Origin of the sequence: Microbacterium sp. WCS2018Hpa-9 (assembly GCF_031843745.1) — a bacterium.
Classification (GTDB): Bacteria; Actinomycetota; Actinomycetes; order Actinomycetales; family Microbacteriaceae; genus Microbacterium.
On the sequence record NZ_JAVTIY010000004.1, the window covers coordinates 328,806 to 352,803 of the forward strand.

Sequence of the window (23,998 nt, forward strand, 5' to 3'; positions counted from 1 at the left end):
TACATGATCAAGGGGAAGGCCCTCACCATCGCAATGGTGGGGACACGAGGGGTGCCCGCGGCATACGGGGGATTCGAGACGGCAGTAGAAGAGGTCGGTCGGCGACTCGCAGAACGGGGCCACGACGTCGTCGTCTACACACGAGGCTCGAAGAGCCGCGAGAAGCAGTATCTCGGGATGCGGGTGGTGCATCTTCCGGCGATCCCTGTGAAGCAGATCGAGACGCTGAGCCACACCGCATTCTCCGCACTGCATCTGATCTTTCGGCGGCGCCCGGACGCGGCATTCGTGTTCAACGCCGCCAACTCGCCGTTCGTGCCACTGCTCCGCCTGCGGCGGGTGCCCACTGCCCTGCACATGGACGGGCTCGAGTGGCGGCGATCCAAATGGGGCCCGCGTGGCAAGGCCTACTACCGATGGGCTGAGCAGTTCGGCGTGCGGACGAGCGACGCGCTGATCGCGGATGCGCCCGGGATCGCCGACTACTACACCCATCAATTCGACGTTCCGACCGAGATGATCCGCTACGGAGCTCCGATCCTCGACGCGGTCGCCGACGCCCGCCTCGACGAACTCGAGCTGCGTCCCGGCGGCTATCACCTGATCGTCGCCCGTTTCGAACCCGAGAACCACGTCCTCGAGATCGTGGAGGGCTACCGCCGGAGCTCCGCGACCCTGCCCCTCGTCGTCGTGGGCGCCGCCCCGTACAGCAACAAGTACACCGAGCAGATCCAGCAGGCCGCCGAAGGCGACGAACGCATCCGTCTCGTCGGCGGCGTGTACGACCAGGAGCTCCTCGACGCGCTGTACTTCCACGCCCTCACCTACGACCACGGTCATTCCGTCGGCGGCACGAACCCGTCGCTGCTGCGGGCAATGGGTGCCGGAACGGCGACGATCGCCTTCGACGTGCCGTTCAACCGCGAGGTGCTCGACGGCGACGGATGGTTCTTCACGACACCCGAAGAGGCCGCACGCGCGTTCGAGAGCTCGGAATCAGAGCCTGAGCGAACGCGAGCGCTGGGGGACCGCGCACGGGTCCGCGCGAGTTCGGCCTTCAGGTGGGACGACGTCGCCGACGCCTACGAGGGGCTCGCGCGAAAGCTCGCCTCGGGCGTGAGCGTGCACCCGATCGCCCGGAGGGCGGAGCGGCGGCGCACCGAATGGGAGCCCCTGGCTGCACCGGAATCGACGGCGAAGTGACGGGCGACGCGCGCCGCACGGTGCTCTTCGTGCATCCCGGAGCTGAGCTTTTCGGATCCGACCGGATGCTTCTCGAGAGTGCGATCGGACTGATCGCCACCGGAACCCGAGTGGTAGTGGCGCTGCCCGACCGTGGCCTGCTGGACGCCGCGCTCCGCGAGGCCGGTGCCGAGGTCGTCGTCGTCCCCATGCTGGTGCTCCGCAAGATGCTGCTCACTCCTCGTGGGCTGCCGATCCTCGTACGCGACGGGCTCCGCGGGCTCGGCGCGGCCTGGCGGCTCATCGGGCGGGTGCGTCCTAGCGCCGTCTACGTGTCGACCATCATCATTCCGCAGTGGCCCCTCGTCGCGCGGTTGAGGAAAGTGCCAGCGATCAGTCACGTTCACGAGGCCGAGGCGTCGGGCAATCGGATCGTCAACCGCCTCCTCTACCTCCCGCACCTGGCATCCCACCGCACTCTCGTCAACAGCCGATTCAGCTTGGAGACGATCCGCTCGGTCCTCCCCTCTCTCGCACGGCGTTCGACTGTGATCTACAACGGCGTCGCGTCGCCGGACGCTCCCGCAGCACCCCGCGAGACCCTCGATGCTCCGATGCGGATCCTGTACGTAGGCCGCCTCTCCCCTCGCAAGGGACCGGATCTCGTCATCGAGGCGGCGGCCCGCCTGCGTGAACGTGGTCGCGAGGTGACCGTGACGCTGCTCGGCGCCGTGTTCTCGGGATACGAGTGGTACGAGGAGCAGCTGCGCGCACAGGCCGTCGATGCGGGCGTCGAGGTCACCTTCGCTGGATTCCACCCTGAGATCTGGCCTTTTCTTGCGGACTCCGACGTCCTCGTCGTTCCATCACGGGTCGATGAGCCGTTCGGCAACACCGCGGTCGAGGGTGTACTCGCCAGACGTCCCGTCGTGGCGAGCGACAGCAGCGGGCTGAGGGAGGCCGCTGGTGGTTACGCGTCGTCTCGCCTCGTGCCGACAGACGACGCAGATGCTGTCGCCACGGCGATCGAAGAACTGGCCGACAACTGGCAGGACATCACCCGAAAGACCGCGGAGAGCCGCGCTGAGGCTCTGCGGCGTCACGCCCCCGCCGCCTATCGCTCGGAGATCGCGTCCGCCGTGCTTCAGGCGTGACCGCCCACCACGGCGTTCGCCCGGTCTCGGGCCGCGAGGAACATGCCGACAGCTTCGGATACGGTGCGATAGACCTCATCATGGCGACGAGCGTCGCCGATGTGTGCGTCAGGAATCGCAATGCCGTAGCTCGGCTTGCGGAGGGAGAACCGGGCTCGATGGACCTGCGGCAGATCCACCATTCCCCGCTGCGCGTGCATGCTCGCGGCCAGAGTGCGCAGCGACGTGTCGTGAAGGGGCTGAGCGAGAGAGCGCGCGCTGTGCGCGGCTTCGACGAGGGTGAACGTCTTCGTCCGTGCCGACGGGACCAGCACGGCCACCGCAGAACGCTCGACCTCGGACGCGGTGAGAATGAGATCAGCCTCGTCGATGGCGGCTGCGTCGAGCCGCGTCGCCGAGTGGCTCTCGGCGAAATCCTCCCCCTCCGGGAACGTGAGGATCTGCTCGCGGGTGAAGCCGCAGAGTGGATCACCGGTGCGGGCGGTGACCCCGACGCTGCTGACGATCGCGTCGGGCAGGCCCTTCGCCAGCAGGAACGCCGCGAACGGCGACCGGCAGACGTTCGCCGCGCACACGATCAGCAGATCGCCATCGACTCCTACAGACACTGCTGCGACTCCAACTCGGCTAGACTTTTCGCTAGGGGACAAGGGGCCATCATAGTCGGCCCGCTTTGGAGGGGTTATGACGGTCGGTGACTACCTGCGTGCCATCGGCCGCAGCTGGCTGGTCGTCGTGATACTGGCAGCGCTCGGCGCAGCAGGTGGCTTCGGGTACGCGAAGCTGACTCCGGACACCTATCGTTCGACCGGGTCGCTGCTCGTGACGAGCGACCGCGGTGAGAGCACCTCCGAGCTCGTGCAGGGCAGCGCCTATGTGCAGAACCTCGTGGCCACCTACGTGCTCCTCGCCCGCTCCGAGCTGGTGCTCCAGCCCGTGATCGACGAGCTCGACCTCGATACGACCCCTCGGGCTCTCGCCAGCACGATCAGCGCCTCCTCCCCTCTCAACTCCGTCGTGATCGAGGTGAGCGCAACCAGCGCATCGCCACGTCTCGCCGCGAAGATCACCGAGGCCGTCATGGACAGCCTGGCCACCGTCGTCTCTCGAGACGTGGCACCGCAGGCCGACGGCCAGCCGACCGTTCGGCTCACGGTGATCCAGGGCGCCGACGAACCCCGGTTCCCCTTCGCCCCGAGCACACGAAACTTCGTGCTTCTCGGCGGCGTCATCGGGCTCGCGCTGGGCGTCGCTTTCAGCGTCTTGCGCGCCTTCGCGTGGCAGACCGTCCGCAGCAGGGCCGACGTCGGCCGCCTGACCAGCATCCCCGTTCTCGGCGAGGTCGTAGAGACGCGACGAGGCGTGCAGTTGCCCGCCGTCGTGCTCCGGGATCGCCTCGGCATCGAGGCCGAATCCGTGCGAGCGGTCGCGGCGAACCTGAACTTCTTGAAGGTCGACGGCGGCATGAAGTCGCTCGTCGTCACCTCTGCCGCCTCGGGAGAGGCGAAGAGCTCGCTCGTGATCGCCCTCGGCATCATGATCGCCGAGTCCTCCCGCAGCGTCCTCCTCATCGACGCAGATCTGCGCAGCCCCTCGCTGGCCGAGTACACGCAGCTCGACGGAGGTGTCGGTCTCACCAACGTCCTGATCGGAGAGACCACGCTCGCCGAAGCAGCGCAGGACTGGGGTGCTGACGGGCTCCGCGTTCTGACCAGCGGTGCCGACGCACCGAACCCGAGCCAGCTGCTGACAAGCCAGCGCATGACCGATCTGCTCGAAGAAGCCCGCGGAGAGTTCGATTTCATCATCGTCGACTGCGCTCCTCTGCTGGCGGTGACCGACGCCACCTGGCTCGGCAATCAGACAGACGGCGCGTTGCTCGCGGTCCTCTACGACAAGACCCGCGCCCACAATCTCGAGAAGGTCGTCAACACGGCAGCGGTGGGCGGTCTGAACCTCCTGGGTGCAGTCCTCACCCGGGTTCCTCGACGCGGGGTGAGCCGCTACGGCGTCGGCAATTACGGCGCCCGCGCCACCACTCAGGCTGACGGCCTGAGGAGCAAGATCCGCCTTCGAGGACGCTCACGCGACAATCGCTGATATATCTCTTCTGTTCAGGCAACACCCAGGGTATGTTGAGCCGACACCCAGGAAGCTTCGCCGGGCAGGATGCTAGGTTCGGTCGCGGCAGGGGGACCCGATCTGGAACTGCTCAGGAATTTTATGCTTTCTTCTACCCATACGAATCCCCTTTTTCGACCCGTCACACGAATCATCACCGCAACCGCCCTCGCGTTAGCCGTCTGCGTAAGCGGAACCTTCGTCTCGGCAGCTCCGGCTCAGGCAGCGTCCGGAGCCTTGGCCGAGGATCAATTCGAACGCGCCACCACGGGCAGCTGGGGCTCGGCGCCGACCGGCGGCGCCTGGTCAAGCAACAACAGCCCGCTGCTCAGTGCCTCCTCGGGGACGGGAGCCTTCAGGCTCAAGCCCTCGTCGTACGCGGTCAACACCCTCGTCGCTGCGTCCGAACGCGATTCGACAGTGAAATTCTCGTTCTGGCCCTCAGCGCTCCCCCAGGCGGGCAACGGAGTGACCACCTCGGCCGTGCTCCGCGCGGCGGACGGGCACTCGTACCAGGCGAGGGCGCGCATCGCCCCTTCCGGCCGGGTCTCCATGACGATCAGCCGGTATGACGGCAGCACCGCCAAAGAGACGGTCCTCGTCGCCGACACCGTCGTGATCCGCGACGCGACGGCATCCGATCGCTTCACGATCGAGTTCACTGCGACGGGTGACGCGGAGGTCGCTCTGGCCGCCCGTGCCTGGAAAGTCGGCACCACCACGCCGGACTGGCAGCTGAAGCAGACCGACCGCACGGCACAGAGGATCACCAGCGCCGGTGCCGCCGGTGTGGGTGCATATCTCTCGTCGGGCACGGCCGCACTCGACCTCCGAGTCGACGACTTCACAGCCGTTCGAGCGACAACGCCCGCTCCCGCACCTGCCCCGGCACCTGCTCCGGCACCCGCGCCCGCTCCGGCACCCGCGCCCGCTCCGGCACCCGCGCCCGCTCCGGCACCCGCACCCGCTCCGGCACCCGCACCCGCTCCGGCACCCGCACCCGCGCCTGCTCCGGCACCTGCATCGGCGTCGGCGGGATCCGCGGCTGTGGGAACGACGAAGTACACGGTCCCCAGCAACGCGCTCTACGTGAAACCCTCCGGATCGACGACAGGAACCGGCACGGCCAACGCTCCCTTCGGCAGCCTGGCTCACGCGATTGCGAAGGCTCCGTCCGGATCGACGCTGGTGCTCCGCGCCGGCAACTATCACGAGACGGTCACCATTCCTCTCAACAAGAAGCTGACCGTCCAGCCGTATCCGGGCGAGGCTGTCTGGCTGGACGGAAGCTCGAGCGTGACCGGGTGGCAGAAGTCGGGCGCGACCTGGGCAGTCAGCGGCTGGAACCACATGTTCGACAAGCGGGTATCCTTCAGCAAGGGCAAGGACGAGACGTCCCGATGGACCGACTCGACCAACCCCTACGCGGGGTATCCCGATCAGGTGTGGATCAATGGCGCCGCCCAGCGTCAGGTCGGCAGCGCCGCACAGGTGTCGGCCGGCACCTTCTTCGTCGATACCGCCCAGAAGCGGCTGATCCTCGGGTCCGACCCGACGGGCAAGACCGTGCGGGCGAGCACGCTGCAGAAGGCGATGACCATCGCCGGCACCGGGTCGACGGTGCGCGGCATCGGCGTCCGCAACTACGCCACGTCGGTGTACCAGATGGGCGCCGTCACTGCTGAGGTCCCCAAGATCACGCTCGAGAACCTCGTCATCACCCAGAACTCCTCGGTCGGCCTCTACGCCTGGGCTGCGGACCATCAGTTCCGCAACCTCACGGTCACCCGCAACGGCCTGATGGGCATCGGCGCGAACAAGGCCGACCGCCTGTCCGTGAAGAAGTCGCTCATCACCGAGAACAACACGGAGCGCTTCAAGCCCGCGCCCGTGTCTGGTGGCATGAAGATCACGGCGTCCGCCGATGTGGTCATCGAGGACAACTCGATCTCCGACAACGCGACCTCCGGGCTGTGGTTCGACATGTCGGCGTACAACACCACCATCGTCGGCAACAAGATCTCCGGCAACGGACGCTACGGACTTCTGTACGAGGCCAGCGACAAGGCCGTGATCGCGGACAACACCTTCACGAATGCCGGTCACACGGCGCTCATGATCTACAACGCGGGAAACGTGCAGGTGTGGAACAACACCTTCTCGGCGAATGCACGCAGCATCTGGTTCATGCAGGATGAGCGCCGCCAGACGGACTCTTCACTGGTCAGCCGGATTCCGTGGGTCGTGAAGAACATCACCGTCAAGAACAACGTGATCTCGTATGGCGGAGGGTCATGTCCGATCCTCAGCCAGGACACCACTGAACGCTGGTTCGGAAACGACTTCAAGGTCACGATGGACTCCAACATCTACCACCGTGCGAGTGCGACGGCACCGAGCAACTTCGCCTGCTGGGCGAACGGCAGCGCGGGAACGCGCAGCTTCAAGACGCTCGACGAGTTCCGTGCCCACACGGGCGGTGACGCGAAGTCCGTGCTGATGCAGGGAACGAGCCCTTTGTCGTCGTCGCTGCAGCTCACCTCGTCGGCGCTCGCCGTCGCCACGAAGATCGCCACCCCGGTCCCGTCGACCATCGCCACGACGATCGGGGCCGTCGTCGGACTTCCCATCGGAAGGATCGTTGCGGTCGGCTGACCGAGCGCCGCGGTCCTCGGCCGCGGTTGATAGGCTTCATTGGCCACGCACACCGCGTGGGACTGCTGGGGCGGTGGGAGGTCGGTACCGGTGTCGTCTGCACCCGTCTCACTTCCTTCCCCCCGGCTCGTCCTGCGCAACGAGATGAAGTCACCCGCGGCCCAGGCACTGGCGATGGGGGTGACCGTCCTCATCGCGATGCGCGTCGATCTGCAGTTCGCGCTCACCGCCGGAGGTGCCGCGGCAGCAGCGCTCTCCCCGCTGTGGTTCGGCTCAGCTCTGCGGAGCCGGTGGATCAGGGTGATCGGAGGACTGACGATCATCGCCGCCCTGAGCGGCGCCGTGCTCACGATGGTCAGCTCCGTCGATCACACGCAGCTGAGTTACGACCTGGCTTCCCGCACGGTAGCCATCGTCCAGCTGGCAGCGGTCGTCGGATTTCTCGTGTGGGCCCATCGGGTGACCTCCCTCGCCAAGACCTCGGTCGCCTTCGCGCTCGGCCTCGCGGCGTCGATACCGCTGCACGTCAGCGATGATCCGAACTTCTGGCGGTTCACGCTGTCCATCCCGCTCGGCGTGCTCGTCCTGACGCTCTGCTCCCTCACCGACCGGCTCATCCTCACTCTCTCCGTGATCGGCGCCCTCGCCGTGGTCGGCCTTCTCAACGACTCACGATCGAACTCCGCGTTCCTGCTCCTCACCGCAGTCGTGCTCATCTGGCAGCGACTGTCGGTGGTCGGCTCCCGACGAGCGCGGGGCTGGGGCGGCGTGATCTCCCTGGCGGCGGCGGGCGCAGCCATCGCGATGCTCCTGCAGGCCGCGATCCTCGAGGGGTATTTCGGCGAAGTGACGCAAGCGCGCACCGCCGAGCAGATCGAACGCGGCGGAAGCGTGGTGGTGGGAGGACGACCCGAGCTCGCGGCGAGCATGGCCCTCATAGCCCGCTACCCGTGGGGTCTCGGCTCTGGCATCAAAGCGAGCTACGACGACGTCCAGACAGCGAAGTCCGCGATGGCGGGCATCGGCTACGACCCGAACAACGGCTACGTCGAGCGGTTCATGTTCGGGACAGGCATCGAGGTCCACTCCGTGATCGGCGACTTCTGGATCTGGTTCGGCCTCGCCGGCACGGCTCTAGTGGTCGCGATCCTCATCCTGCTCGGCACAGCGATCAAGCGCGGTTACGTGGCGGGCGCGCTCACGCCGGTGCTCGTGTACCTCGTGCTCCGCGCATTGTGGGATCTGCCCTTCAGCCCGTTCGACTCGGCTCTGCGCCTGTGGCCGCTGACGCTGTCGCTCGGGATCGCATACGCGAGCTACTCCTTCACTCGAGCGCGTGCGGACCTGAACGTCATAGTCCCGTTCACCGCCACTGCCACCGCCACCAGGCGAGAGGTCGTCGCCCCATGAATCAGAGCGTGAAGCCACGAATCGACTGGGTCGACTCGGGGAGAGGCCTCGCCATCGCCCTCGTCGTTCTCTTCCACTCCACGAACTGGCTGGGCGAGGCAGGATTCGGCGTCGCCGGCTGGGACTTCTTCGACGAGACGATCGCATCGATCCGCCTGCCTCTCTTCTTCACGATGTCGGGACTCTTCGCGGTGAAGTGGATGCGCGCGAGCTGGCGCGACCTGTGGCGCTCGAAGGTCTCCCTGTTCGTCTGGGTCTTCGCTATCTGGAGTGTCATCGCCACGTTCTCCTTCATGCTGGGGCTCAACCTCCAGGGCGCCGAGGGCAACTACCTCGGCCAACTCAAGGACATCCTCTGGGCGCCTTTCCTGCCCCGCTTCGAGCTGTGGTTCATCTGGGCGCTGGCCATCTTCTTCGTCGTCGCGAAACTGATCCACAGGCTGCCCGCACCGGTCCAGCTCGGTGTGAGCGGTGTCCTCTCCTTCATCGCACTGTCTGACCTCTTCGTCGGGAATGCCGGATGGGTGGGCAGCGCCAAGTACTTCTTCTTCTTCCTCGGCGGCATCCTCCTGCGCGACCACATCATCAGGTGGAGCACCTCCGCACGCCCCGCGATCCTCGCATCGGTCTTCGTCGTCTGGAGCATGCTGGCCCTCGCCGGCACCGCTCTGGGGTTCAGGGCGTTTCCCGGGTACTACTTCCTGTGCTGCGTCGTCGGCGTGTTCGCCGGTGTCGCGGTGAGTCGGGTCCTTGCCCGCATCCCCGGTCCGCGATATCTCGGCACGCGCACTCTGCCGGTGTATCTCACCCACACGACGATCATCCTCATCGTGGTGTGGGTGCTGTCGAAGATCGTTCCGCTTCCCGACCTGGCTGTCCTGGGCGTCGTGCTGCCTCCGGTGCTCGCCGCCGTCGCCATCGCGGCCTCGCTCGGCCTCAGCCGCGCGTTCGCGCGCAACCGGGTGCTGCGCTATGCGTACGAGCAGCCCCGCTGGTTCGCCTCTGCCGCTGACCGCGGAGTCGGCGCCCGCTGAGAGCGGACTCGCCGGCCGCACTGACCGATCGAGCGAGGCGTCAGCGAACCGCGGCGTCGGCTTCGGCTTCGGCTTCGGCCGGAACCTGGGCCTCGAGGCGTCGCCGGCGCACGTCCAGGCGCACGTAGATCAGATTCGGGATGACCTGGCACACAGCCACCGCGAACGAGACGGCAATGAGATTGCCCGCGGCGCCGAGCACCGGGATGAGGAGCCACGACCCACCCAGCGCGATCGGGATCATGATGATCGTCGGCAGAACCTGGAAGCGAAGACCCGCGAGATCGGTCATGTACATTCCGACCGGGTACTTGGCCGACTGAAGCGTCACGAACACGACGAAGGTGATGATCAGCGGCCATGTCAGCTCGAGCGCACCATCGGAGATGGTCGAGGCGAGCCAGGGTGCGATCGCGGCCATCGATCCCGCGATCGCGAGACCTCCGCCGAGGAACCAGAAGGTGGGAACCCACGGGCTCTCGACGCGACCCGCCGCGCGCGCCCGGGCGAATATCGGCCACAGCGCCACGCCTGCTGCAGAGATGGTCTGCAGGGCGATTCCGAAGATCTGATATCCGAGGTTGTATTCCGCCAGTTCGGAGACGCCGCCGAGATGACTGACCATGATGCGCCCTGTCTGCATCGCGATCGGCAGGGCGAGAAGCTGCACGAGCATCGGCCAGGCCATGTTGATCACGGAGACGCCCGGCGCCTTGCGTACGTGCAGCACCTCGCGGGCCAGGGTTCCCAGCTGCGGGGATATCAGTCGCGCAGCGATCGCGAGCGCGATCATCGCGACCACCGTGGAAGCGAGGTAGGCCGCGACCGCGAGGTACTGGTCGGCCTGCACTCCGAAGATGACGCAGGCGCCGATCAGCACGAAGATGAGCGGAGCGGTGATCACCTGCGTCGCGATCTGGGTGGTGTTGCGCCCCAGCCCGATGAGGATGCGGGGCCCGAGCGTCAGCGGGAGGCTGATGCCGAAGAGCGCGAGGCAAGCCCCCGCCACGAGGTTGCCCTCGGGCATGAGCCCCTCTCCGAGGATGACCGGCCACGCGTCGAGAAGCGTGAGCAGGAAGGCGACGGCGACGATGACTGCGGCCGCGATGAGCAGCAGTCGGACGGTGCTGAGCAGCGCACGGCGCATCTTCGGATCACGGCGAGGGTCCTCGGATTCCGCGACGGCGTTGATGACGACTGCGGCCAGGCCGAGGTCTGCGAACGGCAGCAGAGTCGGGAGGCTCGCCAGCAGACCGTACTGCGCGTACGCCTCGATTCCGAATTTCTGGATGATCATCCGGCTCGTGATGAGGCCGACGAGCCCGGTGAGCCCCATGACCCCGACCTTCACGACCGCAGCAGATCCGACGTTGCGCCACATGCTCATGCGTCGACCTCCGCGGTGACGATCCAGCGCTCGGCCTCGGCGCGTCCATCCTTCGTCGGGAGGTCCGCGATCACATCGGCCGGCGCGCGACGGCTTCTCAGCGATGCGATGAGCGCGACACTGAAGGCCTCGACATCGGCCGGTTCCTCGACGACCTCATGTCCGTGCTCGTCGAGCCACGGAGCGAGGCCGGACTCCGACGATGTGACCACGAGACATCCGTTCCCGAGAGCCTCCACGATCGGCAGGCCGACCTGCTCGCGCCACCGGGGCCGAGGCTGAGAGAGCAGGGCCAGCACCTTCGTCGCACGCAGCGACTCGAAGATCAGTGTTCGCGGGGGATCGATCTCGACACGCACGGCAGGATCACGAGCGGCGAGCTCCTTCGCCTCCGTGGTGCCCTCTCCTTTGCCGATGAGAACCAGACGCGCCTCTGGGCACGCCATCTTGACCGACGGCCAGACCCTGAGCAGGTGCGGGAAGCCCTTGCGCTCGGAGAACTCTCCGAGGAAGGTCACCACCGGTTCGCGCACCTGCACATCGTCGGCGCCGTCCTCGGCCACCGGCAGAGCCGGGAAGAGACGCTGAACGGCACGTCCGCCGCCGAGAAGGCGCGCATACAGGTCCTGTGCCTGAGAGGTTCCGAAGGCCACGCGATCGAGCGACGCCCATACCGGCCGCACGAGCAGATGCTGCGCCCGCAGCTTGAGACGGGCTCGAAGCGGGAGCACCCGGATCCCGTCCCGCGGATCCTTGTTCTCGATCGCGTATGTGACCACGGCGAGCTCCGTCCGACGGATACCGGAGCGGAGTCGAGCTCCCCAGATCGCAGCGAGCGATCGTGGAGCCGCTCTCACCAAGAGCGGCTCCGCGACTTCGAGGACTCCGACGTCATGACGCAGGGTGAACCAGAAGGCTCCCAAGACCCCCGCTCTACGGGCTCCGACCCGAGCCGCCAGGGCTGCATCGAAGTCGTAGCGACGCTCAGCGTAGAGGACGGTGGTTGCTGCATCCGACCGCACGATCCGTTCGAAGTGGGCCGTGCGAGCCACGTCATACAGTTGTACGTGCGTGACGGGTCGCATGGCCTGCTTCTCGAGCCCTTCGGTCGTCACTGCGCTGCGGTCGGGTCCTTGACGGTGATCGAATCGAACGATACTCCACCGCCGGTGGGCGTGCTCGGCAGGTAGGTGAATACCGATACCGCGCCGGGCACCTGCAGTGCGGCGAGAGCGTTGGTACCCTCTCGCTGCCATGCTGCCGGCTCGGTCTCGGACTGCTTCCACACCTTCGCCTTGACGGTCGTCGGGTTGGTCCCCGTGACCTCCATGCTCAGCACATACTTCTCGCCCGGCACGATGGTGATCGGCACCTGGAGGGTCGGAGCGATCGCGGTCGCGCCGTCCTGGAGAAGATACAGCTTGACCCCGCCGTCCGCCTGCAGCCGCAGCCGGGCGATGTAGTTCGTCGTGCCGACGCGTCGTCCCGTGACCGCGACGTACTGTCCCTCTACGAGCGAGTCGACGCTGAACACCGCGTCGATCCGGGTGTTCGCGCTGCTGACTCCGTTGAGATCGGCGTACAGGGTGTTCGCTGCGGATGCGGGGAGAGCGATCTTGCCCAGCCCGCCCGTGACAGAGAACCGACTGGCGGTTCCGCGGAGCGTCCACGCCCCGCCGAGATCCGCCGTGCCCCAGGCGTTCGCCACGGTCCGGTCGAAGGTGTCGGAGGCGATGAGTCCGACGACCGCCTTCGCGACCGTGACCTGAGCCGTCTTCTCCGCCGTCGCCCCGTCGTCGTCCGTCACCGTCAGGGTCACCGTGTAGGTGCCGGCCGTCGCATATGTGTGCGTGGCCGTCGCCGTCGACGCGGTTGCGCCGTCACCGAAGTTCCAGGCGTAGCCGGCGATGGTCCCGTCGGGATCCGTCGATGTGCTGCCGTCGACCGCGATGGACAGCGAGTCGATCGCCGGCGCCGCGAACTGCGCCGTCGGCGCCTGATTCGGGATCGGCGCGACGGTCACCTCGGTGGTGGCCTGCGCCGTGGCCCCGTCGTCGTCCGTCACCGTGAGCTTCACGGTGTACGTGCCGGCGGCGGCGTAGGTCTTCGAGACCGCGGCTCCGGTTCCGGACGTGCCGTCGCCGAAGTCCCAGCTGTACGACGCGATCGTGCCGTCGGTGTCCGTGCCCCCGCCGTTGAACGCGACATCGAGACCGTTCACCACGGGTGCGTCGATCGCGGCCGTCGGAGCGACATTCGGAAGCGTGCCGGTCGTGCCCACGGTGTAGTGGGACGAGACCCGCTGTGCGGACAGCACCTCGTTGTACACGGCCACCTCGTCGAGAGAGCCCTCGAACTGCACGCTCGACGGAGCGCCCGGCCATCCGCTCAGGTTGTCGTTGCCGACCCTCCAGTAGCCCTGGTACGACTGCCCGGAAGTCGTGTCCGCCCGCTCGGCCTTCAGGTCGCCGTCGACGTAGAGCTTCATGCCGTCCGCGCCGAGGCTTGCGACCACGTGGTGCCATTCTCCGTCGCGGTAGGACTGCGACGTGTTGACGGTGCGGGTGTCACCCGGGTAGACGCCGAAGTACAGCTGACCCGAGTTGTTCATGTACACCTGTCGGTCGTACGAACCGGAGTTGCCGGTCTGTGCGTTGCCGAAGCCGATGATCTTTCCACCGCTCGTCGACGTCGTGCGGAACCACGCCTCGACCGTGAACGTGTTCGACCCCTGCTCGGCCACTGTGGAGTATCCGTTGCCGTTGTTCTGGTTCGCGAAGCTGCTCGTGTTGAAGGCGATCGCCTTGTCGGTGTCGCCCGAGATCGCGCCGGTCTGGCCGCGCGTCATCCGTCCCACGAGGTTCAGGTTCGATCCCCCGACGAGGTCGGCAGAGACGCCGCTGTCCTCGCCGAGGCGCCACAGGTGCGCGATGTCGTCGCCCGCCACGTTCTGCAGGTACGGCGATGCGGTGCCCGCAGCCACGGTCGCGCCGACCCAATCGGACTTGAACGTGTTGCCGTACGGGTCGCTCACCACGGCTCGCAGCTGGTGTGCGGAGCCGGGGGCGAGACCGGTGATGCTCGCGGTGAGGTTCTGGTACTGCCAGAACGGGGTGTCGAGTGCGAACTCCTTGACGAGCCCTGCCGCGTTCTCCGAGTCGAGGTAGAGACGGTACGTCAGGTCCGTGTCGTCGCGGTCGAAGATCGTCGGAAACGAAGCCCTGAGGACACCGGGGATCGACGAGTTCACCTTCGGGGCCCACCAGGCGCTGAACGTCTGGCCGTTGTCGTGCGCCTGACGCTCCTGCTCCTGCGACGGGCGCGGGCCCTGCTTGTTCGGCGCGTTCGACTTCACCGTGTAGCGGACCAGGCCCTGCTGGGACCCGCCGTTCACGGAGGTGAACTCGCCGCCGTAGACGACGTACTGCTCGTTGCCGTCGACCGACCAGACGGCCTGGTTCTTCCCGGTGTACGTGCCGGAGGGCGTGTACGGGAACCAGTACGTCAGCTGCGGGTGGGCGGTGCCGGGGTGGTCGGGGTAGCCGTACGGGTCGGCGGTGTTGGTGCCGGCGATCTCCTTGCTCCACGCAGTGGAGTGGTAGAACGTCCAGCCGCCCTGGTCGACCTGCGAGAAGCCGCCGGAGTTGCCGCAGTAGTGGCTGTGCGACGCGGTGTATACGAGTTCGCCCACCGAGGCGATGTCGTAGCTGTCGCCGTGGCAGTCCTCGATCCAGTTGAGGTTGCCGTTCGCCCAGTCGATGGAGAACGCACCCTCGATGGTGCCGGCAGAGCCCCAGTGGCCGCCGGTGCCGTACGCGTATTCACTGTCGGAGGTGAGAGAGAAGATCCACGCGTTGCCGCCAGCGTTGCGCACCGCGCTGTTCGCGTTGAGGGTGAGCGCCTTCGAGCCATCCGCGGTGTCGAACATCGCGATGCCGTAGCCCTGCGAGTTGCCGTCACGCCCGTTCGAGGTCGTGTACGCCGTGCCTCCCGCGCCGTTCGCGAAGGCGGCTCGCGTGAAGTTTCCGGCCGCCATGAGCTTGGTGCCTTCGTTGTTCACAGCCAGCGCGAGCACCTGATTGTCGGGGATCGTCGGCTGGCGGACGCCGTCTGCGTCATTGAAGCGGGTCCGGAAGCCGGCGACGATGTTGCCGTTGGTGAGTCGGATCGCGCCGAGGCGCGCACTGCTCTCGCCGTTGACGGCGCTGAAGTATCCACCGACGTAGGCGATGGTGTTCGTCAGGGCGACCGAGGAGGCCGGCCCGTTCAGATCGGGCGTCTTCGACAGCGGCGCGAGCTGGCCCGTGGCCAGGTCGAAGACCGCGATTCGGTTGCGCGTCTGCCCGCTCACCTGCGTGAAGTTGCCGACCACGACGAGCTTGGAGCCGTCGGGTGTGACGGCGACGTCCTTGACGGCCGCGTTGAAGGTGGGCGCGAATGGGAGCAGCTCACCTGTGGCCACGTTGAAGGCCAGGAAGTTGCCGCGCGGCTGCTCGTTGACACCGGGCGCCGCGCCTGCGGGCCGCGCCGTGGTGAACTCGCCGACGGCGAAGCCGGTGTTGCCCGAGACCTCGACGCTCCAGATGACGCCGTTGCCGATCTGAACGGTCGGCAGCGCGTCGGCCGACACGGGCTCCGGCCAGTCCTCTCTGGGAAGCTGATCCTCCCATGAGGCGGCGTTCGCGGCGACTGGGACCACTGCGAGCAGCGTCCCGATGAAGGCCGCGACGACCACAGCTGCCAATGACTTCCAGAACGGCGTGTTCGCACGCATGGACATATCCCCAATTGCCATGAGGCCGCTGAGCGGCCAATCCCCAGTAAGAAGCACACCGTTCCCCAACGGTGTAGCTCCTTGATACTAAGGCCAGGGGGCCCTCTTGTAAAGAACAAATATATCGGCGTATGCGCGAGGCCCCGTCGAGATCTCGGCGGGGCCTCGATCGGATGTCAGGAGACGGCGCCCTCGAAGAGCACGACCGGGAGGTCGACGGAGAGATCGACTTCGACGACCACCTGGCCGCGCGCGGCCTCGGGGACGCTGAAGGCGTACACCCCCTTCGCGGTCTCGCCGGCCGGGATCTGCAGCGGCAGGTCTTCCCGCGGGCGGACGAGGATGTTCGCCGGCGTGCGCTCGGGGCCGTAGTAGACGTTGACGATCATCGTGTCGGTGAGCGCCTCAGAGTCGGACAGGTTCGCGACGTCGACCGTGATCTGGAGTGCGGGTCCTTCGACCTCACCCGGCACCGATGCCTGTCCTGAGATGGCGACGATGGAAGCGAGCGAGACGCGCACCCCTTCCGCGGGCTGGGCAGGCTGATCCAGGCCGACGGGAGCCGCGGTGACGCGAGGCTCCGCTGCCGGAGGAGCGTCCTCACCCTCCTCCTCGGGCGGAGTCGTGGACGACTCGGCAGGCGACGGCGACCCCGAGGGTGCAGGGGAAGCCGATCCGCTCGCCGTGGGGCTCGGGCCGTCCCCCTCGGTCTCGGGTGCTCCGGTGCCCCATCCGTTCGCGATGCCGACGGCGATGATCACGACGATCGCCAGGGCCGCGGCACCGCCGATCCACCACCAACGACGGCTCCTGGGCAGGCCCTGGGAACTCTCTTCGTCCGTCACGATTCTCCCTGCCCGTCATCCACCGCGGTGACGTCGCTGTTCGAACTGTACCGGCGGCCGTCCTGTTCCGGGCTGAGCGGACGCAGGCTGCGCCGATTCGTTACGGACAGCCGGCGCCCGTCTCTCACTCCGCGATATGCCGCGCGCAGCGGTCTCCATGGCGAGAGGAACTGGCGGCGACCGCCGCGGAGGAGAACCTCCCGCGCCGACGCCCAGGCACCTCGCCGCCACCGCTGCACACCCTCGTCGTCCAGGTGCTTGACCGCGAACATCAACCGGTTCCGGATGTTGTAGTAGTAATAGGTCTCGGACTTCGCGCGCTCCATCGGGCCTCGGCCCTGTGTACCGCCCTCATCGTGCACGGCGGAGACCTCACCGACGACCTGCAGCGTTCCGCCCGCGGCGACGACCCGACGCGAGTAGTCGACGTCCTCCCAGTACAGGAAGTAGTCCTCGTCGAAACCCCCAGTCCTGCGCCAGAGCTCGTCGGGGACGAGCAGGCAGGCCCCGGACACCCATTCCCAGCGCTGCTCGCCGGGGCGCGTGCCGCGACGTCGCACGCCCATCGTCTTCCCGTCCGAGAGGTAGACGTCCGCTCCGTCGAACCACACCCTCCCCGACCCGTCGACCACACGGGGGGCGAGCGCGGCCATCCGCGACTCTTCCGCGCGCTCCTGCAGAGTGCGGACGGCATCCGCAGTGATGGTGGCGTCGGGATTGAGCAGCAGGAGGTCCTCGGCACCCAGCTCCAAGGCGCGTGCCGCTCCCAGGTTCATGCCGCCGCCGAAGCCGAGGTTCGCCTCGGTCTCCACCAAGGTCCACCCCGCTTCGTCCGCGAGTGCGCGGACCGTGGCGCGTTCGGCTGCGGACGACATGTTGTCGACGACGACGACGTGCGCCGGTCTCACGTCGTCGACCGTGCGTACGAGGTTCTGCGCCAACAGCGCCGATGAGGCGTAGTTGACGACGACGATCGCCAGGGGCGCGGTCATGTCAGAGGGTCTTCATCTCTCGGAACCAGCGAACGGACGCCAGGGCGAGGAACGCCAGGGCGGCCGCGGCGAGGAGCGCATAGACGACGATGAATCCGGTGGTCCAGCCCCACAGCACGAACACGAGACAGACGACGCCGAAGTCCGTGGGCAGCAGGATCGTCGAGCGCAGAAGCGTGCCTCCGCCGCGGGAGTGCGTGGATGCCGCGCTGCGCGACGCCTTGAGCAGATCGTTCAGCAGCATCCCGAAGAACGTGACGGTGGAGATCGCCGAGAACGCGAGCGGCACCAGCAGCCAAGCGGTGTCGCGCAGCGGGGTGTGCATCCACAGCCCGACGAGCACAGCGAGGTGGAGCACCGAGAGCTTGGCCGCATCGACGAAGTGGTCGAGCCACTCCCCCGCGGCGCTGCCTCCACCGCGCAGGCGGGCGACCTGGCCGTCGGCCGAGTCCCATGCGTACCCGCAGAGGAGCAGCGCCGCGATCAGGAGACCGGACCACCAGGACGGCGGCAGTGCGATGATCAACGCGATCCCGACGAACGTGTGCACCGCGCTGATCGCGGTCACCTGGTTCGGAGTCCACCCGCGTATGTACGCGAAGGCGGCGAAGACGCGGCCGATGCGGCGATTGACGTACACGGAGTACGCGGGCGCACCCCTCGCGTGGCCCTTCTGCGCTGACTTCAGAGTCGCGAACGCCTCGCGATAAGTCACCGTCTGCCCCTGCATCCGCCCCACACTCCCTGTGTCCGCGGGATCTCTCGATCTCCGCATCCGTGCCGACCCCCGGCTTTATCGGATCCCGCCCCCACCGTATAGGTCTCGGGTGCGATTCCACGCACCCGAGAAGCCGCCCCGTCCTCGCGCGCGCTCCCTCGCGCCGGTGGCACCGAGTGCATCAGACCTCGTGACGGCGCCCGCCGCGCCGCGCGCGACTCCGCCGATCCACCGCACCGAGCCCGCGGCGAGCGCCCTCGCCCGGACCACGGCCCTCTCTGCAGGGGAGTCGGCCAGCGCGAGCGCCACCCGCACTCCCGCGTTGGCCATCCCCCGCGCGCGATCGACCGCGTGCGCGCGGGTCCGGCGCTCGACCGGAAGGTGATCGAGCACGGCCGCCTCAGCGCACCACACCATGTGCGCACCGGCGGCGTGGAGCTGCGAGGTGAAGAGCGAGTCCTCTCCGCCGGTGCGACCGAACCGCGGATCGAACCGGATGCCGGACGCCTCGACGAACCGGAGATCGAGGAGCAGGTTGTTCGTGGCCGCTCGGGTGATGCGGTGTCCCGTGATCAGGCCGGACCGGTGAGCCCTCGCGAAGAATCCACCGGCGATGATCCACGGGTCGAGCGATTCCTCCGCGACGGTGCGCACAGGACCCGCCACCACGGTCGCCTCGAAGTCCCTTCGCGCAGCGAGGAGGTGGGCGAGCCAGTGCGCGTCGGCCGGGGTCTCATCATCGTCGATGAAGACGACGATGTCGTGTCCGTTCGCCTCGTCGAGCGCGCGATTGCGCACGGCGACCACTCCACGCTCGGGTTCGACGACGTAGCGCACAGCCATCGCCGACGATCGCGCCGTCTGCTCGGCGCTCGCTGTCGAGTCGTTGTCCACGACGATCACCGCGACCTCGCCGAGCAGTCCGTCGGCCCTGGCGGCGTCGATGACCGTCGGAAGCGCGTCGAGGAGTCGGGCGAGATCGCGTTGCCTCCGAAAGGTCGGGATGCAGAGAGCGAGTGACACCCCGTCCTCGTCGCGTCCGGCGCCGTTCCCCATCCGATTCCCCCATCCGGTGCCGCGCGTAAGCGAAGAAACTCTCGCAGACAACCTGTATGACTTAGTATTCAACAGGTTCGCACGCCTGAGGAGTCGGCGAGCCCAGAGGCACTGACGTAGGGGGAGCGGGATGGATTCGGAAGTTCGTTCGGATGCGCCGCGGCGCCCACGCGTTCTCATCGGCGGTTACGCCTGCGGCCCCGTGTCTGAGCCTGAGGCCCGCGCCGGCTGGGAGCTTGCGCGCGCCGCGACCCGCGACCACGACGTGTGGGTGATCACCCGGCACCGGTTCCGCGACGCCATCGAGACCGCCCTCGCTGACGACCCCGCGCTCGCCGAGCGACTGCATGTGACCTACCTCGACCTGTCGCCGAAGGTCATGAGATTCAAGCGGCACTCATGGGACCTCTACTGGTACTACGCCGCATGGCAGCGCGCTCTGGGGCGCACGGCTCGACGCCTGCACCGGGAGATCCGCTTCGACGTCGCCCACCACGTGTCCTTCGCGAACGACTGGATGCCGTGCGGCTTGACCGCGCTCAACGGCGTTCCGCTGGTCTGGGGTCCGGTCGGCGGTGCGAGCACTCCCCCCGCACTGAAGCTCTCCCGCTGGCTGGGACTGCGCGGGACGGCGACGGAGATCGTGCGCGGTTCCTTCACGGCGGTCGTGCGCCGGTTCGTCGGCGATCGCGTCGCGCGTCGCGCAGCACTGGTGGTCGCCCAGAACCAGCAGGGTGCAGACCACTTCTCTCGGCTGTCCGACGTCGTCGTGGAACCGAACGCGACCCTCGACGGGCTGCCCCCGCGGGCCGACGACATCACACCGCGGCGGGCCGTCTTCGCCGGCCGACTCATCGCCCTCAAGGGCGCGGCGATGGCGATCGATGCGATAGCCCGCACCGATGACTGGACGCTCGACCTCTACGGGGACGGCTACGAAGAGAAGCGGCTCCGCGCCCGCGTGCACCGTCTCGGACTCGACGACCGCGTCCGCTTTCTCGGCCATCGGCCACGCGACGAGGTGCTCGACGCCATCGCTCACGCAGAGGTCTTCCTCTTCCCGTCGATGCGCGACCAGGCGGGGTGGGTCGTCGCAGAGGCCAGCACGATCGGCTGCCCCGTGGTGTGCCTCCCGCTCGGCGGTCCGCCGGCGCTGGCCGGCACGAACGGACACGTCGCGTCGCTCGAAGGCGATGTCGTGGGCAACCTCGCCGCGAAACTCCGCGAGGCGGCCGCCGAGGGCGGCAGCCCGACCGACCGCTGGTCGATCTCGCGCCTTCCCGGTCTCGTCTCGGAGTGGTACCGACGCGCCATCGAGTCTCAGGAGTCCCCGTCGCGGCCCCCTCGTGGCACCCGTCGGATGCGCATCCTCGCGTCGTATCGACTCCCCAAGAGCACGACGAACCCCTACATCACGCAGCTGTTCCGCTCACTGAACGAGCAGGCGGACGTCACCCCCTACAGCCCCCGAGCGGCGCTGTTCGGTCGATACGACGTCGTGCACCTGCACTGGCCCGAACTGCTCGTCGGCGGCCACAACTGGCGCGGCCGGACCGTGCGACGCACGGTGACGTCGCTGCTCCTGCTGCGCTGGCGACTCACCCGCGTGCCCCTCGTCCGCACGGTGCACAACCTCGAGCGACCGACGAACATCAACGCCTTCGACCATCGCGTCCTCGAGCGGATCGATCGCCTGACGACGTTCGATATCCGCCTGAATGAGCAGACTCCCCCTCGCGAGGGCATTCCAGGGACGACGATCGAACACGGTCACTATCGTGACTGGTTCGCCCCGTTCGCCGGCGGCGCGGCCACCCCCGGGCGCATCGGGTACGTCGGCCTGATCCGCCGCTACAAGGGCGTCGAGGACCTCGTCGGCGCCTTCAGGGGCATCGAGGATCCGACCGCGTCCCTGCATGTCGCCGGCAAGCCCTCGACCGACGACCTCGTCGAGGCCCTGCAGGAGGCCGCAGGAGGAGATCGCCGGGTCACGATGGACCCTCGATTCCTCGATGACGAGGAGCTCGTCCACGCGATGACCGATGCGGAGCTCATCGTCCTGCCTTACCGCCACATGCACAACAGCGGAACCGCACTCGCCGCGCTCTCCGTCGACCGACCGGTGCTCGTGCCGGACAACGAGGTCAACCGGGCGCTGGCCGCGGAGGTCGGCTCCGGATGGGTGCTGCTGTTCGACGGCGCCCTCACCGCCGAGACCCTGAGCAACGCGCTCGGGTCTGCCGCGTCGCGCACGACGAGACCCGACCTCTCCGCACGCGAATGGTCTGTCTCCCGAGACAAGCACCTCGCCGCCTTCCGTCGCGCCATCGCTCTCGCGCACGGCTCGACCGACTAGGAGACGCGAGGCTCAGAGCTCGCCGGGCTTCATCGCCTCGGCGTCGATCGCCCGGATGATGCGCAGCGTCGCGGTGTCGGGCTTCGGCTCGCCCGTCGTCGTATCCGCCTTCGCCCGCCGATGCGGCGCGTAGACGACCAGCGAGTGGAAGAGGAAACGAGCGAAGAACGCGACGATGAGCGACAGCCCCGTCGCGAGAACGCTCGAGATGTGCCAGGTCTCGACCATCAGTGCCATCACCGGGATCCGCAGCGCGGCCTCGACGTTGTTGAACGTGAACGACGCGGCGAAGCGACCGCCCAGCCCGCGCGCATCGGTGCGCATATCGGCGAAGACGAACCGCTCCTGCAGGATGAAGTTGCCGATGATGGTGACCTCGGCGCCGATGATCGCCGCCCAGATATAGGGAACGCCTGCCAGCGTCAGCAGCCACATGATGCCGAGGTTGGCGACCGCTCCGATCACACCGATCATCGCGAACAGCGACATCTTGCCGAATCGCAGTCTGGCGAGGTGCGCGACGAAGGTCGCCCCCTGACGCAGGCTCGCCTTGGAGGTTCCGTGGCGGCGCTCGCCGAACTCCATCGGCACTTCGGCGATACGCAGATCGGTGCGAGCGAGGATCTCGAGGAGGATCTTGAAGCCCTGCGGCTTGAGGGCGGAGAGGTCGAGGCGCGTGCGGTCGACCAGGAAGAAGCCGGTCATCGGATCGGTGCTGTGGGCGAGACGGATCGGGAACATCGCGCGCGTCAGCCAGGTGGCCGACCGCGACACTCCGAACCGCACGGCAGTGCCGAGACCGCTCATGTCGCCTCCGCCGATGTAGCGCGAGGCGGCCACGACATCGGCATCGCCGTCGTCGTGCCGGCGCAGCAGAGCAGGAAGCAGTTCGGGCGGATGCTGCAGATCGCCGTCCATGACGATGCAGAGATCGGATGCTGCGGCCTCGAGCCCCACGACGACCGCTCCCCCGAGCCCGCCGGTGTTGTCGGTGCGGTGGATGACCCTGACCGGCAGCGGAGCGTCGGCGGCCACGCGCTCGATCTCGGCGGCCGTGCTGTCGGTGCTGTCGTCGACGAAGAGGATCTCCGCGTCGTACGCGGCGAGCGCGACGGCGGTGCGGGCCACGAGTTCAGCGACGTTCTCACGCTCGTTGAAGGTCGGCACGATGACGGTGACCGATGTCCCCACTGTGCGCCCCCTCCCCTGTGCCAGCATCACTGCGGACTCCATAGTTCCATGTGTTCCTATGCATGGGGAAACGGCGACCTGCTAGAGTGACCTGATGCGGCTGTGGGAGTCGCTGGGCGGATGGGGATCCGCCTCTGGGGAATTTACTGATCTGGGGAGATCATGGGGACGCGCATCGGCTATGCCGTGGGTGCTTTCGACCTGTTTCACGTCGGGCATCTCAACCTTCTTCGTCACGCCAAGCAGCACTGCGACGTTCTCGTCGCCGGTGTCGTCAGCGATGAGATGCTGCGGCAGGTGAAGGGCATCGAGCCCGTCATCCCGACCGCTGAGCGGGCGGAGATCGTCCGTCACATCTCGTTCGTCGACGACGTCTACGTCGAGACCACTCCGTCGAAGATGGATTCGTGGCGCGAGGTGCAGTTCACGCACTTCTTCAAGGGCGACGACTGGCGCGGCACCGATAAGGGCCTGCGGCTCGAACGCGAGTTCTCCGAGGTGGGTGTCGAGGTCGTGTACTTCCCGTACACGGCGCACACGTCGAGTTCGTCGCTTCGCCGTGCGCTCGATGCGATCAGCGCAGGCGCCACCATCGGCGGCGCTCAGGTTCTCGCGGCCCGCTGAATCGCGCCCGCTGACCCCGCGCCCGCGGTGTCAGTTGGCGACGCCGAGCAGGCTGCGCGCCATCCGCGCCACGTGCGGCGGTGTGTGCGCGCCGAGCCACACCGTCCACTGCAGCGCGGGCTCCGCGCACGTCCACTCGACGCACCAGGAGTGCACGGCGTTCGCGAGGCGCTCGCCCTTCGCATGCTGACGGATGCCGTCGCCGCGCAGCAGCCAGCGCACCGACACACCTTCGGGCACGTCGATGTGGCGGAATTGGATGCGCGCCGCCGCCTCGAGAAGGATGACCCCTTCGGCATCCCAGGGCAGTCGCGCTGCGATCGCGGCGATGGCGCCGGCGTCGGTCGAGTCACCGGCGATGAGCACGACCCCCTCGATGTTCTCCCAGTCGGGGTCTTCGAGATGCTCGCAGGCGTTGGTCATGGCACCCACTATAGGTAAGGGTACCCTTAGTAGGCAAGGGTCGATCGTCTCGGCGCCCGCCCAGCCAGACGGCTCT

The 23,998-nt window shown here is 67.5% G+C and carries 18 protein-coding genes; 8 read left to right on the plus strand and 10 right to left on the minus strand.

The window, feature by feature from the left end:
* Window positions 1-3: 3 nt before the first annotated feature.
* Window positions 4-1,203, plus strand: a complete 1,200-nt coding sequence (locus tag RQG82_RS10915) for a glycosyltransferase (RefSeq protein WP_311259105.1) — start codon at window positions 4-6, stop codon at window positions 1,201-1,203.
* Window positions 1,164-2,336, plus strand: coding sequence for a glycosyltransferase (locus tag RQG82_RS10920; protein WP_311259106.1), 1,173 nt, complete (start codon window positions 1,164-1,166; stop codon window positions 2,334-2,336). Before RQG82_RS10915 ends, RQG82_RS10920 begins: the two co-directional genes overlap by 40 nt.
* Here the strand turns inward: RQG82_RS10920 and RQG82_RS10925 are convergent.
* A complete protein-coding gene (locus RQG82_RS10925; RefSeq protein WP_311259107.1) occupies window positions 2,327-2,944 on the minus strand; it encodes a hypothetical protein in 618 nt (205 codons plus the stop codon). The two genes, RQG82_RS10920 and RQG82_RS10925, sit on opposite strands and share 10 nt — an antisense overlap.
* Before the next feature lie 76 nt (window positions 2,945-3,020).
* Between RQG82_RS10925 and RQG82_RS10930 the strand changes: the two genes are divergently transcribed.
* The 4 genes from RQG82_RS10930 (at window position 3,021) to RQG82_RS10945 (ending at window position 9,556) form a co-directional block, all read left to right on the plus strand.
* A complete protein-coding gene (locus RQG82_RS10930) occupies window positions 3,021-4,436 on the plus strand; it encodes a polysaccharide biosynthesis tyrosine autokinase (protein WP_311259108.1) in 1,416 nt (471 codons plus the stop codon).
* Between the two features lie 258 nt (window positions 4,437-4,694).
* Window positions 4,695-7,112 carry a right-handed parallel beta-helix repeat-containing protein gene (locus RQG82_RS10935; protein ID WP_311259109.1) on the plus strand — a complete coding sequence of 806 codons (2,418 nt, stop codon included), beginning with the start codon at window positions 4,695-4,697 and terminating at the stop codon, window positions 7,110-7,112.
* Between the two features lie 144 nt (window positions 7,113-7,256).
* Complete coding sequence (locus RQG82_RS10940) at window positions 7,257-8,522, plus strand: hypothetical protein (protein ID WP_311259110.1); 1,266 nt, start codon at window positions 7,257-7,259, stop codon at window positions 8,520-8,522.
* Between the two features lie 8 nt (window positions 8,523-8,530).
* Entirely contained in the window at window positions 8,531-9,556 is a 1,026-nt protein-coding gene (locus RQG82_RS10945) for an acyltransferase family protein (protein WP_311259111.1), read from the plus strand.
* A 40-nt stretch (window positions 9,557-9,596) separates the two neighbouring features.
* Here the strand turns inward: RQG82_RS10945 and RQG82_RS10950 are convergent, their stop codons facing one another.
* The 7 genes from RQG82_RS10950 to RQG82_RS10980 all read right to left on the minus strand — a co-directional run bounded on the left by RQG82_RS10950 (window position 9,597) and on the right by RQG82_RS10980 (window position 19,328).
* Complete coding sequence (locus tag RQG82_RS10950; RefSeq protein WP_311259112.1) at window positions 9,597-10,943, minus strand: oligosaccharide flippase family protein; 1,347 nt, start codon at window positions 10,941-10,943, stop codon at window positions 9,597-9,599.
* Window positions 10,940-12,028, minus strand: a complete 1,089-nt coding sequence (locus tag RQG82_RS10955; protein WP_311259113.1) for a glycosyltransferase — start codon at window positions 12,026-12,028, stop codon at window positions 10,940-10,942. Before RQG82_RS10955 ends, RQG82_RS10950 begins: the two co-directional genes overlap by 4 nt.
* 26 nt (window positions 12,029-12,054) lie before the next feature.
* A complete protein-coding gene (locus tag RQG82_RS10960) occupies window positions 12,055-15,717 on the minus strand; it encodes a PKD domain-containing protein (RefSeq protein WP_311259114.1) in 3,663 nt (1,220 codons plus the stop codon).
* Window positions 15,718-15,893: 176 nt separating this feature from the next.
* Window positions 15,894-16,562 carry a hypothetical protein gene (locus RQG82_RS10965; protein ID WP_311259115.1) on the minus strand — a complete coding sequence of 223 codons (669 nt, stop codon included), beginning with the start codon at window positions 16,560-16,562 and terminating at the stop codon, window positions 15,894-15,896.
* Window positions 16,559-17,554 carry a glycosyltransferase family 2 protein gene (locus RQG82_RS10970; protein WP_311259116.1) on the minus strand — a complete coding sequence of 332 codons (996 nt, stop codon included), beginning with the start codon at window positions 17,552-17,554 and terminating at the stop codon, window positions 16,559-16,561. Before RQG82_RS10970 ends, RQG82_RS10965 begins: the two co-directional genes overlap by 4 nt.
* A 1-nt stretch (window position 17,555) precedes the next feature.
* Window positions 17,556-18,284 carry a CDP-alcohol phosphatidyltransferase family protein gene (locus tag RQG82_RS10975; protein ID WP_311259117.1) on the minus strand — a complete coding sequence of 243 codons (729 nt, stop codon included), beginning with the start codon at window positions 18,282-18,284 and terminating at the stop codon, window positions 17,556-17,558.
* A gap of 63 nt (window positions 18,285-18,347) precedes the next feature.
* A complete protein-coding gene (locus tag RQG82_RS10980; protein ID WP_311259118.1) occupies window positions 18,348-19,328 on the minus strand; it encodes a glycosyltransferase family A protein in 981 nt (326 codons plus the stop codon).
* Window positions 19,329-19,530: 202 nt separating this feature from the next.
* Between RQG82_RS10980 and RQG82_RS10985 the strand changes: the two genes are divergently transcribed.
* The gene (locus RQG82_RS10985; RefSeq protein ID WP_311259119.1) at window positions 19,531-21,684 is read left to right on the plus strand and encodes a glycosyltransferase; all 2,154 of its coding nucleotides are present in this window, start codon (window positions 19,531-19,533) and stop codon (window positions 21,682-21,684) included.
* A gap of 12 nt (window positions 21,685-21,696) precedes the next feature.
* On the opposite strand, the gene RQG82_RS10990 is transcribed toward RQG82_RS10985, so the two are convergent.
* The gene (locus tag RQG82_RS10990; RefSeq protein ID WP_396653606.1) at window positions 21,697-22,902 is read right to left on the minus strand and encodes a glycosyltransferase; all 1,206 of its coding nucleotides are present in this window, start codon (window positions 22,900-22,902) and stop codon (window positions 21,697-21,699) included.
* A gap of 135 nt (window positions 22,903-23,037) precedes the next feature.
* Here RQG82_RS10990 and RQG82_RS10995 point away from each other — a divergent pair, with 135 nt between their 5' ends.
* Window positions 23,038-23,499, plus strand: coding sequence for an adenylyltransferase/cytidyltransferase family protein (locus tag RQG82_RS10995; protein WP_311259121.1), 462 nt, complete (start codon window positions 23,038-23,040; stop codon window positions 23,497-23,499).
* A gap of 30 nt (window positions 23,500-23,529) precedes the next feature.
* On the opposite strand, the gene RQG82_RS11000 is transcribed toward RQG82_RS10995, so the two are convergent.
* A complete protein-coding gene (locus RQG82_RS11000) occupies window positions 23,530-23,922 on the minus strand; it encodes an SIP domain-containing protein (protein ID WP_311259122.1) in 393 nt (130 codons plus the stop codon).
* Window positions 23,923-23,998 lie beyond the last annotated feature (76 nt).

Excerpts from the sequence above, each read along its gene's own strand:
- RQG82_RS10955 (WP_311259113.1), bottom strand. The coding sequence starts at position 12,028 with ATGCGACCCGTCACGCACGTACAACTGTATGACGTGGCTCGCACGGCC.
- RQG82_RS10940 (WP_311259110.1), top strand. The coding sequence starts at position 7,257 with ATGAAGTCACCCGCGGCCCAGGCACTGGCGATGGGGGTGACCGTCCTC.
- RQG82_RS10915 (WP_311259105.1), top strand. The coding sequence starts at position 4 with ATGATCAAGGGGAAGGCCCTCACCATCGCAATGGTGGGGACACGAGGG.
- RQG82_RS10980 (WP_311259118.1), bottom strand. The coding sequence starts at position 19,328 with ATGGGGAACGGCGCCGGACGCGACGAGGACGGGGTGTCACTCGCTCTC.
- RQG82_RS10950 (WP_311259112.1), bottom strand. The coding sequence starts at position 10,943 with ATGAGCATGTGGCGCAACGTCGGATCTGCTGCGGTCGTGAAGGTCGGG.
- RQG82_RS10930 (WP_311259108.1), top strand. The coding sequence starts at position 3,021 with ATGACGGTCGGTGACTACCTGCGTGCCATCGGCCGCAGCTGGCTGGTC.
- RQG82_RS10990 (WP_396653606.1), bottom strand. The coding sequence starts at position 22,902 with ATGCTGGCACAGGGGAGGGGGCGCACAGTGGGGACATCGGTCACCGTC.
- RQG82_RS10970 (WP_311259116.1), bottom strand. The coding sequence starts at position 17,554 with ATGACCGCGCCCCTGGCGATCGTCGTCGTCAACTACGCCTCATCGGCG.
- RQG82_RS11000 (WP_311259122.1), bottom strand. The coding sequence starts at position 23,922 with ATGACCAACGCCTGCGAGCATCTCGAAGACCCCGACTGGGAGAACATC.
- RQG82_RS10960 (WP_311259114.1), bottom strand. The coding sequence starts at position 15,717 with ATGCGTGCGAACACGCCGTTCTGGAAGTCATTGGCAGCTGTGGTCGTC.
- RQG82_RS10920 (WP_311259106.1), top strand. The coding sequence starts at position 1,164 with ATGGGAGCCCCTGGCTGCACCGGAATCGACGGCGAAGTGACGGGCGAC.
- RQG82_RS10975 (WP_311259117.1), bottom strand. The coding sequence starts at position 18,284 with ATGCAGGGGCAGACGGTGACTTATCGCGAGGCGTTCGCGACTCTGAAG.
- RQG82_RS10995 (WP_311259121.1), top strand. The coding sequence starts at position 23,038 with ATGGGGACGCGCATCGGCTATGCCGTGGGTGCTTTCGACCTGTTTCAC.